The organism is Thermostichus sp. MS-CIW-40 (assembly GCF_054058315.1).
This window is the reverse complement of record NZ_JBSSAC010000067.1, coordinates 1-11,134: the sequence shown is the minus strand read 5'-3', so window position 1 is coordinate 11,134 and position 11,134 is coordinate 1. Positions and strand designations below refer to the sequence as shown.

Annotated in this window: 12 protein-coding genes; 6 read left to right on the top strand and 6 right to left on the bottom strand. The window is 57.2% G+C overall.

Annotated elements, in window-relative coordinates; genetic code table 11:
* Window positions 1–180: 180 nt before the first annotated feature.
* From ACVWXF_RS13630 to cobU, 3 genes are read right to left on the bottom strand one after another with little or no spacing between them, the layout of a single operon-like run.
* Window positions 181–723, bottom strand: coding sequence for a hypothetical protein (locus ACVWXF_RS13630; protein WP_457474656.1), 543 nt, complete (start codon window positions 721–723; stop codon window positions 181–183).
* Complete coding sequence (locus ACVWXF_RS13625; RefSeq protein ID WP_011432033.1) at window positions 720–1,199, bottom strand: CRR6 family NdhI maturation factor; 480 nt, start codon at window positions 1,197–1,199, stop codon at window positions 720–722. Before ACVWXF_RS13625 ends, ACVWXF_RS13630 begins: the two co-directional genes overlap by 4 nt.
* Window positions 1,200–1,236: 37 nt before the next feature.
* Entirely contained in the window at window positions 1,237–1,794 is a 558-nt protein-coding gene (cobU, locus tag ACVWXF_RS13620; RefSeq protein ID WP_457474655.1) for a bifunctional adenosylcobinamide kinase/adenosylcobinamide-phosphate guanylyltransferase, read from the bottom strand.
* Window positions 1,795–1,892: 98 nt separating this feature from the next.
* Here cobU and ACVWXF_RS13615 point away from each other — a divergent pair, with 98 nt between their 5' ends.
* From ACVWXF_RS13615 to ubiE, 5 genes are all read left to right on the top strand, one after another.
* Window positions 1,893–2,516: a CatB-related O-acetyltransferase gene (locus ACVWXF_RS13615; protein WP_414399320.1), complete on the top strand. Its 624-nt coding sequence runs from the start codon at window positions 1,893–1,895 to the stop codon at window positions 2,514–2,516.
* A gap of 101 nt (window positions 2,517–2,617) precedes the next feature.
* Entirely contained in the window at window positions 2,618–2,896 is a 279-nt protein-coding gene (locus tag ACVWXF_RS13610) for a hypothetical protein (protein WP_041436124.1), read from the top strand.
* Between the two features lie 144 nt (window positions 2,897–3,040).
* Entirely contained in the window at window positions 3,041–3,757 is a 717-nt protein-coding gene (locus tag ACVWXF_RS13605) for a hypothetical protein (protein ID WP_457474654.1), read from the top strand.
* 97 nt (window positions 3,758–3,854) lie between these two features.
* On the top strand, window positions 3,855–5,096 hold the full coding sequence (locus ACVWXF_RS13600) for an RNA-guided endonuclease InsQ/TnpB family protein (protein ID WP_457474653.1): 1,242 nt from the start codon (window positions 3,855–3,857) through the stop codon (window positions 5,094–5,096).
* 105 nt (window positions 5,097–5,201) lie between these two features.
* On the top strand, window positions 5,202–5,978 hold the full coding sequence (gene ubiE, locus ACVWXF_RS13595) for a bifunctional demethylmenaquinone methyltransferase/2-methoxy-6-polyprenyl-1,4-benzoquinol methylase UbiE (RefSeq protein ID WP_414522813.1): 777 nt from the start codon (window positions 5,202–5,204) through the stop codon (window positions 5,976–5,978).
* A 499-nt stretch (window positions 5,979–6,477) separates the two neighbouring features.
* On the opposite strand, the gene ACVWXF_RS13590 is transcribed toward ubiE, so the two are convergent.
* From ACVWXF_RS13590 to ACVWXF_RS13580, 3 genes are all read right to left on the bottom strand, one after another.
* Window positions 6,478–6,696, bottom strand: a complete 219-nt coding sequence (locus tag ACVWXF_RS13590) for a hypothetical protein (RefSeq protein ID WP_011432028.1) — start codon at window positions 6,694–6,696, stop codon at window positions 6,478–6,480.
* 197 nt (window positions 6,697–6,893) lie between these two features.
* A complete protein-coding gene (cbiT, locus tag ACVWXF_RS13585) occupies window positions 6,894–7,499 on the bottom strand; it encodes a precorrin-6Y C5,15-methyltransferase subunit CbiT (RefSeq protein ID WP_011432027.1) in 606 nt (201 codons plus the stop codon).
* 353 nt (window positions 7,500–7,852) lie between these two features.
* The gene (locus ACVWXF_RS13580) at window positions 7,853–8,980 is read right to left on the bottom strand and encodes a hypothetical protein (protein ID WP_457474652.1); all 1,128 of its coding nucleotides are present in this window, start codon (window positions 8,978–8,980) and stop codon (window positions 7,853–7,855) included.
* Between the two features lie 153 nt (window positions 8,981–9,133).
* On the opposite strand from ACVWXF_RS13580, the gene ACVWXF_RS13575 reads away from it, so the two are divergent.
* Window positions 9,134–10,990, top strand: coding sequence for an N-acetylmuramoyl-L-alanine amidase (locus tag ACVWXF_RS13575; protein WP_457474651.1), 1,857 nt, complete (start codon window positions 9,134–9,136; stop codon window positions 10,988–10,990).
* The last annotated feature ends 144 nt before the right edge of the window (window positions 10,991–11,134 follow it).

Genomic DNA, 11,134 nt, shown 5'->3' with positions numbered 1-11,134 from the left:
GTGGAGGTAGCGCCTGCGGTGCGTGGCTGATGGCCTGACCTGACGCTTCAACAGCATTGGTGGATCCCCCGGCTTGGTCTGGGGGATTTTTTTGTGGTTTCCCTAGCAACAAGAATGAAGTTTCGCCTACCCTCCAAGTGAAGAGGAACGGTTCGAGCCGCAGGGATCAGTGGGTGGCGCTCAGTTCCTTGGTTGGGCAGCATTGCAGAGCAGCAGGGCATCTGGATCCCAAAGGATCTGCCCATCAAGAGCCATTCTCCCCAACACCGGCATTCCTACTTGGGCTTCCAGGCGCGGGATCAAAGTTGCATCCAGCTTTTCCAAGGCTTGGGGATCCCCAGTTTCGGTCAGGGATCCAATCAGCACCCACCCCAAACCGCAGGCCTTGGCTTGGCGTAACAGGGCGGCAAAAGCGGCAGCTTGGCTCAGAGCGGCCTCCCGCTGCAGCGTCAGCAGCAAGCTCAACCCCCACGCATGGGCCAGATCTGCCCAAGTTTGGCCTGGCCCCAGGGGATCGGCAACGCTGCCCGGCAAAACCAGTAGGGGATCTTTTTCTCCTGCCCACTCGGAGATTTGTTGCCAGAGGGCCTTTAGCTGAGCTTCCGAAGGGTTGGGATCCACTCTGAGCCGGCCCCAAGGGCGTTGAACCAACTGCTGCCAAGCGTCGGCCACTGCCGTAGCTCCTGGGATCCCCGGCCAGGTGTTGGCCACCATCACCTTCATGGCTCTGCCTCCCATAGGGCGAGAAACTCCGGCTGGATCTCGAAGCCAAACACCAAAGCCATATCCCGCAGCATGGAGACGGATCCCAGGTTCTGCTGCTTAAACCACCGCATCAACACAAAGATCTTCTGATAGACAAAGATCTCCAACGCTTCTGGGTTGTAAACAATACCCTCCCGAGGGTTGAATTGGTGGGGCACCATCATAGCCGCGTAACGGGCGAGTTCTCCTTGGCGCCAATTGAGAAAGTAGGGCATCCAGGGGTAGACTGTATCCCAACGAATAAACCACAGGCGCACCTCCGGGATCTCGGACAGCTCCCGTGGATCCTCAGGGCTGCGCGGCCAATCGATGGCGCATTGCACCTGCTGGGCAGCACGCACGGGATCGGCCATCAAGGTTTTCACCAGCTCATGGCCGGGGGTGAGATCCAGAGTTTGAATGGCCTTGGCAGGAAGGTAGAGGGTAATCGGCACGGCAACACAGCTATCTGGCTTGCAAATGCAGCTTATCTCAGCTCTGCTCTGTCTTGCTCGCCACTGGGATCCCTAGACGGGTGAGATCCAGGGCAAAACCTGCCGTTACCAAAAACACTTGGTCGGCCAGGGGAGCCAGCCTTTGGGTCAGTTCCCCCATCCGATCCCGAAACCGCCGCCCCATAGGATAGGCGGGCACCACCCCCCAGCCCACCTCTTCAGACACCAGGAGGATCTCCCCCCTACAGCTTTGCAAGGCTGCCAGGAAGGATTGCACCAAGGGATCCCATTCTGAAGAGGGACAGTCTAGGCCCTGCGCCACCCATCCCCCCAGCGAATCCACCAGCGCACAACAGGGCTGGGGCAACTTTTGCAGTTCTGCCCCCAAGTCCCTCCCGGTTTCCCAAGTCTGCCAACTGGAAGGCCGCCGTTGCCGGTGCTGTTGAACGCGCTCTGCCCATTCTGGATCCGTCTTGGGATCGGGTTTCGGCCCGGTAGCCAGGTAGATAACCGGCAAGCCCGAAGCCGCAGCCAAACCCTCTGCCAGCCGGCTTTTGCCAGAGCGCACAGGGCCACAGATCAGCACAATCGACATTACGCTGGAAATCCACTGACGTTTGAGTCTAACCTCGACAACAGCCTGCTGAAGTCCTCAGCCGAGTGGTACCCGGTCAATCCTGAGGCTGAATCTCTATGCCCATCCGAATCGAGCACGCTGCCCAGCTGGAAGAGAAAACCTATTTTGCTCACGCCGGTTTAGAGCCTTTTCCTCTGCTCACGATTGGCTCCCTAAGCTACGGATATGAGTTTTTCCTTCATTGGATGGGAGAGTCATCCCGCGTCAAGATTGGACGTTGCACTTCGATTGCAGGAGGGGTGCATTTTTTCGTAGGGTACGAGCACCATACTGACTGGGTTACTACTTACCCTTTCACCCATTTACCTGATTCCTGGCGAGAGCTTCGTGCTTTGAAAGGGCACCCTGTAACTCGCGGAGATATTGTTGTTGGCCATGATGTTTGGATTGGCTATGGCGCTAAGATTCGCTCGGGGGTAACCATTGGAAATGGAGCAGTTGTTGGAATGGGTGCTGTGGTAACTCGAGATGTCCCCCCTTATGCCATTGTTGCGGGCGTGCCAGCGAGGGTGGTTCGCTACCGTTTTGCACCTGAAGTGATCGAGTGGCTTATCCAACTTGCTTGGTGGGATTGGCCCCTTGAAGCCATACGCCAGGCAGCACCTCTTCTCTGTCGGCCACTAGATCAGGAAGCAATGTCAGGGCTTTCTCAGATCAAGCAAAGCCTTCTTGCTGTTTGAAACTACTTGAGAAATTCCCCGCAGGCTAAGATGAGAGTTGGTTACGCTTGAAAAAACAATCTCGAATAACCTGACTGTACTTCAGGCTCAAAAGCTCGACCATGACAGATCCCAAGCCAATATCTCCGCCTGAACAAAAGGCTGCTTCGGCCTCTTTTCGATCTGCTCAACCGCTCTGGCTCAGCCTAGCGCTGGGGATCACCACTGCTCCCGTTTTGTTGGGCTTGGTCTTGGCAGATCGGGCCGGGAAATGGCTGGGATCCCTGAGCTGGGAAGATCCGGGTTGGTGGCTGGGGGAGCGGCTGCCCAACTTAGACAGCGCCCCGCTACAGGCCCATGAGCAACAGCGCAAAAACTCTGCCCCGGTCGAGAACCCCTAGCTTCTCTGTCACTTTCGTATCATAGGAAAGCGAACTAGCAGCAGGAGTTAACAGCCTTTGCGCAGACCGGCCAGACTATCTCAGGAGTTCACCTCCACATTCTCGGGGGTGCTGTTTTGGACGAGCGCATTTCTCTTCACAACGGTGTTGAGCGCTTGCTTGGGCTACCTATTTGGCCAGCGAGCCCTATCCGGGGTTTCTTCTCCTGTCACCGGCTCCGGTCAGGCTTCTCGCTCCCGCGAAGTTCGGGATCCCCGTACTGTGCCTTTGCTGAACGAGGCTGAGGTAATTGCAGCAGCCGAAGCCAGCCTTCGTCCGTCCCCAACTCCCACCCCCCTCTTTACCCCAGCACCCACGCCGGTTGCAACTCCCACTCCAACACCCACCCCCAGATTGTCTCCTGAATTGGCGGCAGCCCCATCGCCAACTCCTGGCCCCGCCACTCCATCTCCTCCACCTTCTCGTTCCCGTCAGCAGGACGGAGTTCCTGCCCCGCCGGCGCCCACACCACCTCCGCCCCCCCTACCAATTGCCGCCAGTGGACAGGTCTCTATGCAGGTGCTCTCGGTTCGTCGCGAGGGAAGCCAAGTGGTTCTGAATGTAGCTATGCAAAACAACTCGGCAGAGACGGTGCGCTTTCTCTATAGCTTCCTGAACATTACTGACGACAATGGACGGTCAATCAACGCGCTCACCCAGGGTTTGCCGGGGGAGCTGCCCCCCAATAGCCAAGTCTTCCAGGGAACCATCCGCATCCCAGCCTCGAGCCTAGCCGGATCCCGATCCCTGTCCCTGAGTTTGGCTGATTACCCCAGCCGCCGCCACCGAGTGGGAGCCAGTGGGATCCCAGTGCCGCCGTAACACCCCTCTTCCTTTAGCTTCAGCTAGAAATCGCAGGAGCCCCGCACTGTACCCGTAGGGTCAGTGCCGGGAGGAATGCGGAAGTCACAATAGAACCATGACCCAAGTCCTGACCGTATCCTGCAAGCTCAAGGCGTCCCAGTCGCAGGCCGCCAAATTGGACGCGACCTTGGCTGCTTTCGGCCAAGCCTTGAACTGGGTCAACCAGAACACACCCGAGAAAGTCGCCAACGCCGTTAAGCTCCAGTCTCTGTGCTACCGCGAAATCCGTGCCCGGTTCGGCTTGTCCAGTAACTTGGCAAGGACTACGTCCCGCTTACGCGACCAGCAGGTCTGCAGATGGCTGGCCGGTGCCCGTAAAGTTGCCCGACAGAAAAACCGTCCGGTCAAAGCGTTCAAGAGAGGCTTTGCGACCTACGATGCCCGTATCTTTTCGTTTCGCGAGAAAGACTGGACGGTGTCGCTGACCACGGTTGGGGGTCGAGAGCGCTTTGAGCTGGCGATTGGCCGTTACCAGAGAGAACAGTTGGCAGGCTCCAATCCCAAATCTGCCACTCTGGTCAAGCGCAAAGACGGTTCCTACTCCATTCAAATCTGTGTGGAAACGGAGCCATCCCCACCGCAAGGCACGGATAGAGTGCTAGGCGTGGATTTGGGAAGGACGGATATTGCTCATACATCGGAAGGAGATAACTGGAATGGACAGCAGTTGAACAAAGTCCGAGACCATCACTCGCGGTTGAGGGCGGTACTTCAACGCAAAGCCAGTAAGGGCACCCGCAGTTCGCGGCGCAGATGCAGAGAACTGTTGCAACGGCTGTCTGGCAAGGAGAGACGCTTTCAGTCGCGTCAGCGTTGCGTAGCAAAAACGTGGGTCAATCATCGCATCTCCAAAGCTATTGTCTCCAGGGCAAAAGCTACCAACAGCGCTATCGCCCTGGAAGACCTGACAGGGATTCGGGAAAGAGTCAATCAACAACCCCGCAGCAAAACCGAAAGGCGCAGGGCCAACAGTTGGGCGTTCTACCAACTACGTCAATTTCTGGAATACAAGGCGAGGGTTGCAGGGGTTTCTCTGATTCTTGTTCCGCCCGCCTACACGTCGCAGACCTGCCACCGGTGTTTGCACATCCATCCCGACCCTGCGCAATCCTATCGCAGTGGTAAGTCGTTCAAGTGTGGGCACTGTGGATGGGAAGGAGATGCGGACTTGAATGGTGCAAACGTAATTGCGCTCTTGGGGGCTGCCGTAAACCAGCCTAGAGGTTCGGGCCTGTTTTGTTCTCTGGTAGAGCAGAGCAGGCTCAGGGCTACTGAAAGCCCGCTCCGTACCGCTTAGCGGTCGGAGCCGGGTAGTTTACACCACAGATCCGGTCACGTAGCGTTGCGGAGCAACAGGAGCAACAAAGTTTGTACGGGGAACATGAGGTGGAGTTGAGAAGAGGTGCCTAGCCCAACCTTTGAACAGCCTGAGGAAATCCGAGCGCTTTTTGACCGCATTGCTCCCCACTATGACTCCCTCAACCAAACCTTGAGCCTGGGCCTCCATCAGGTTTGGAAGCGTATGGCCGTGCGTTGGTCGGGCGCCAGCTCAGGAGGATATGTGCTGGATCTGTGCTGTGGAACCGGTGATCTGGCTCTGCAGTTGGCCCGCCGAGTAGGACGAAGGGGACATGTGGTGGGCCTAGATTTCTCTCCCGCCATGCTGGCGATTGCCCGGCGTCGCTCCCGGCTCTTCCCTGGCTACTCCCTGGAGTGGGTTTTGGGAGATGCCTTGGCCTTACCTTTTCCCGACAGTAGCTTCGATGCCATTACCATGGGCTACGGCTTGCGCAATGTAACCGATATTCCCCAAGCCTTGCGAGAAATTAGGCGAGTACTGAAGCCAGGACGTCGTGCCGCCATTTTGGATTTTCACCGCCCCACAGGGATCCCTCTTTGCGAACAATTTCAGCGCTGGTACTTGAACACTCAGGTGGTCGCCCAGGCCAAAACTTTGGGACTGGGATCCGAATATGCCTACATTGATCCCAGCCTAGATCGCTTTCCCTCTGGAGAAGAGCAACGACAAATGGCCCTGCAGGCAGGGTTTGCCAGTGCCAAGTTCTACCCCCTAGCGTGGGGCATGATGGGGGTACTGGTGATTGAGAAGTTTCGTATTGTTTCCATTAATTCCACTAATTCCACTTCCCCGAAGGGAAGCGACTCTCCCCGATTATAACCCTTGTCCAGAGCGGGATCCAGGGGCCTAGATCGACAGGGTCTCGTTTAAGGACTCCGTCCCGCTGGCGCGAACGGCTGCAATTTCCCCTTATTTTTCTCCGCCGAGGGGCCTGAAACCCTTGCCCAGAGCGGGATCGACCGGGTCAACGGAAGAATCAGGGTTTGAGGCTTGTCGCCGACCCTGTCGCTAACTGGGTTGGTGTAGAAATTGATATGGATCCTCCTGCCCCCCTTGAGGTTGCTGGGGAGCTGCCTCTGAGAAGCGGAAGCAGGGGGCCAATGAGGGCAAGATGAGAGGCTAGGGAGCGACGACATAGCAATCTTGGGAGAGGCGCTCGTTGCCTCCCCACTTTGCCAGCTTGCTTCCGCCGCAGGCAGGTATGAAGACCGGGCTTGAGACCCGGTTTTTAGGTAAAACTCCCTGAGTAAAAGTTCTCAATAGAAACTACCAAAGTTACTGCAGGAGCTGGGATCCCAATTTGGGAAGCTTGCGAACCCTAAATGCCTGGGGACTTGCTGGGTGGGCTTTCTTCGGCTACTGCTTGCCTGCGTCGATCCCCGATGCCGCAATCACCACAGCATTCCGGTCGCTTGAAGTCGTCCCAATGGATGCAAGCCCGGCAGCCTTTCAGCATTTCCGGCCAGCGCTCCCGAATCAACAGTTGCCGCAGTTTGACTTCCCGTGACTCCTGAAAGGGGTGTTGGAATTGATCCATAGCTATTGGGTTTCCCAGCTCTCTTATCTGGTATAAAAGCAGATTTGAGTTTGGGATCGAGAAATATCAGTATAGCTTAAGGTTTGGGTGACCCAATCTTTTCTGCTGGTTCTAAGACAGCCGAGATAAATCAATCCACTTTTATCCATCACCTTAGGAAAAGATTTACCAAAAAATGTAAACAGTTTACACAAAACTTAGCCCATTTTTTCTCCGCTCAAAACAAAGGTGGGATCCAGTGCCAGCAGCATTTGAGTCCGACCGCGGTGTTCCAGGCGGTTCACCGCCGATTGAATCACCTCCACATGATGAGCCCGCACAGCGGCCAGGCCGGCAGAAAGGCCGTAGAGCCCATCCAAAGAGTTGGTCGTCGCCACGACCCGCCCGTTGGGGCTGAGATGGCTCCAGCAGGCTTCCAAGATCTCGCGTAGGGGGTGGCCTCCCTCAATGCAGATGCGATCCGGTGCCGGAGAAAGGTGTTGCAGACAATCGGGGGCAGTACCTTGAATCACCTGCACGTTGGTGAGGCCAAATTTCTCGCAATTGCTCTCGATTAGGCTGACTACCTCGGCATCTCGCTCGATGGCAATCACGCGAGCTTTGGGGCATAGAACAGCCGCTTCAATGGCAATTGTGCCGGTTCCGGCGCCGATATCCCACAGGCAGTGGTTCTCTCCCAGGCGCAACTGGCTTAGCACCAACACGCGCACCTCACGAGGGCTCATCGGGATCCCTGGGATGCGTTCAAAGGCAGAGTCTGGGATCCCTGGGGTGCGGTAGGGCCAAGAGAAGGCGGCTGACATGGGTAAAGTACCGTTGCAGAGGAAGTTTGTCTATACATATCCCTCAGCATAGAGCGAATGCTCAACAGGCCATCTCCAACCTGATAGGGGTGCCGCTTCTCCCGCCCAATCATTGCCCAGATGGGCACCACAAACGCCCTCTGAGCTCAACGGAGTGGTTGGAGCAATTCCCAACCGGCAAAGCTGCAGTCCAAAACCAAAATGATCCTGCCCCCTTGAGGAATCGAGTTGGACACTAGGGAAGTTCTGGAGACAAGCGGGATCCCTTTTACCCAAGAGCTCATTTTGCGCCGGATGTAGCTGGTGCTGCCGGAAAAAGTTGTAGTTGGGGCAATGTTCAGTACAAGAGTATCTTAAGAACGTTTCCTTGAACTGGAGCCTATCAAACCATCCATCCAAAGAATAAGCTTTGCTCGCAGATACAGCCAAATCTCATCATTTGCCCGCAACAGGAATAGAACATATAGGCTCAATACGACGAAAACACACAGGTTCCCTAAAAAAGTGTAGGTTTGGATAATTTGATCGGTGCTCCAGCCAAAGTCGTAGTTTAGGCGGTTCATATCCCCCCTGGCATCTCCTTGGCCGCCCAACAAAGTTCCCCAGGGAACCTCGGCCAATCCCAGTCTGATGCTGTGCCATTCCCAAAAGCTTCTCCACAGGCTGCTGCTCGCGATCCCCAGCACGACAAATCGCAAAGAGTCCCATCGCCAACGATCTGGCAGGGGAAAATAAAAGCTGGCCATCAAAAAGGTGCTGAGATAAAATTCTCCTCCAACGCCGCTAAAGACAAACAACATCTCCCAGGTGCGATTGGGCATCAGCCAGGTCATGTAAAACTGCAATAGAGCAAGAAAGATGGCCAGCACCTGCAGCCACCCAATCCGCTCCTTGCGGGCTGACCAGAAGAGTAGAATCAGTAAAAAGAGGATTCCAAAATACACAAAGGGATCCCTCTGCGAGCTAACGCTTGTCCAGCCGATGGGCAGAGGCAAAGCCCGATACCCGCTCCACCAGGCGACGGTGGCATGGCCAAATTCGTGGATCCAAATGTGAAGAGGCAAATGCAACAACTGCAACAAGCCTATGTTGTTCACCATCAGGGCCACCGCAAACGCAGCCGGGTAAGCCCAAGCGTTGACTGCCCAGTTATCGAAGGAAAACCGATCCCAACGCTGCCGGGATCCCAGCTTTAGGCTCTGCCGCCAGAGCAAACGTGAGCCGCGGAAAGCGCAAATTTCCACTTGCTCCAGCCGTGGGATCCGCAGTTGCTTCAAGATCAGAAACAGTTGGGCAGCGGCAACTTGGGGGGAGAGCGCAGGCTGGTACAGGGATCCCAGCAGGTGGACGTGCAGGGTCTCGTCGGCAAAGTCTACCCGGACACACCAGCGACGCCGCAGCAGTTCTGTCCGCACAACCTGCACAATTGACTGGGCATGTCCAGCTCGGGCCAGGGCTAGGGGATCCGGTGGCCTGGGCATCCCAAGATACCTCGTCGGAGAACAAGCAGTGGGATGGAGAAGATACGCCCATTATCCTCTGGCCCCGCAAGCAAGAGCGGAATTGCGCTCCTTCTCAGGCTGCTCCGAAAGCAGGTTGGTATAGTTGCAGGTGTGGGGAGTGGATGGAAGGTCATGCCCGAATTTGGCAAGCCGGGGTCAAGGCAGATATGGGGGGCGATGCTGCTGTTGAGCTTGGCGGGGGCAGGGCTGTTTCCCCCGGAATCTGTCCAGGCTCAGGCGATTACAGCCCCAGGTTTATCGCGCATTGAGCGTTGGTACTACGACCCCCAGCAGGGGCGGCTGGAAGTTAACACCCAGGGCGAGGTGCGGCCTTTTCTGTTCGTGCTGCAGAATCCGCCTCGGGTTGTGCTGGATTTTCCCAACACCCGCTTTGGACAGGAGCCCCAAACCCAGACTTTTGCGGGCCGTGTCACCTCTCTGCAGATTAGCCAGCTTACGGATACCATTACCCGCTTTGTGCTGTATCTGCAGCCGGATCAGCCTCTCAGCCTCAACCAACTGCAACTGCTCACTGCCGGCCCCTCCCGCTGGGCTGTTCAATTCACCCAGGCCGGATCTCTCTCTTCTTCTCCCCCTTCATCTGCCGGCTTATTGGGAGGTTCCAGGGATCCCTTCCCGCCGTCCCCGCCTTTGCCGACACTGCCTCCCCGACGCCCGGCACCCACCCCATCTCCTCGCTCCGGCCATCAAATTTTAGAGGTATCCCCGCAAGCAGAAGGCTTTTTTATCCGTACCCAAGGCAGCCCCTCCACTACGGTGCGGCGCATCCTCGATCCGGATCGGGTAGTGGTGGATTTTCTCAACACCACCCTCAGCCCTGCCCTCACCCAGCGAGCTTATGTCATCAACCGTCTGGGGGTTTCGCGGCTGCGTATCGGGCAGTTTGAGCCCACCGTTGCTCGGGTAGTGCTGGATGTGGATTCCTCCGGTGGCGACTGGGAAGCCCGCTACGACCCACAGCGAGGTGGGATCTGGATCCAGCCTGCCGGCGGTGCTGCCCAGGCCAGCCTTTTGCCCGAGGTCAGCTCTGTCAACAGCAGTGGGCCGCTGGCCACGTTGCAATCGGTTCAGCTCCAGGGCAACCGGTTGATCATCAGCGCCGATGGATTCATGTTCTACCGGGCCGGCTGGGATCCCGAGAGTGGTGGCTACCGCATCAACGTGGCGCCCGCTCGCCTGCCCCAGTCTATGCCGGATCCCGGCTTGCCGGTTGGAGGGCCGGTGGAGCGGATCCGCTTTGTCCAGGAAGATGCCCGCACGGTCAGCATTCTGGTGCAGCCCGCCGAGGAGTTCAATGTCTTCGAGCCCAACCCCGGCCAGGGATCCCGCCGCATTACCTTGGAGCTGCGACCTCTGAATGCTCCTCCACCAATACCTCAGCCGCAGACGCCCGGCCCTGCCTCCCCTTCCACCCCCCAATCTCTGAACCGGACGGTCATTGCCATCGACCCCGGCCACGGGGGACGGGATCCCGGTGCCATCGGGGTGGATGGGATCCAGGAGAAGGACATCGTGCTCTCCATTTCCCACCAGGTACGACGACTGTTGCAGGAGCGGGGATATGGAGTGGTGATGACCCGCACCGATGACCGGGAAGTGCTGCTGCAACCGCGGGTGGATATGGCCGTTCAGGCCAACGCTGCCCTCCTGGTGAGCATTCATGCCAACGCCCTGGATCGCTCCGGCATTCACGGCATCGAGACCTACTACCTGCGACCCGATAGCGCCGAGCTGGCCGCCATCTTACACCGCAGCTTGGTCAGGGCTACCGGCGCTGCTGACCGGGGGGTGAGACGGGCCCGCTTTTTTATGGTGCGGGAAACACCTGTGGGTATGCCCTCCGTGCTGCTGGAGTTGGGATACGTAACCAACCCAACCGAAGGGCGAAAATTGGCTACTGCCGAATATCAGGCTATTTTGGCGCGGGCCATTGCCGATGGCATTGAGACTTTCTTGCGCAGTCGCTAGCCGTTGGCTGAGCTTGTTCATGTCTATCGGATCTCTCAATTGATCCTTAAGTAAACTACCCGGCTCCGACCGCTAAGCGGTACGGAGCGGGCTTTCAGTAGCCCTGAGCCTGCTCTGCTCTACCAGAGAACAAAACAGGCCCGA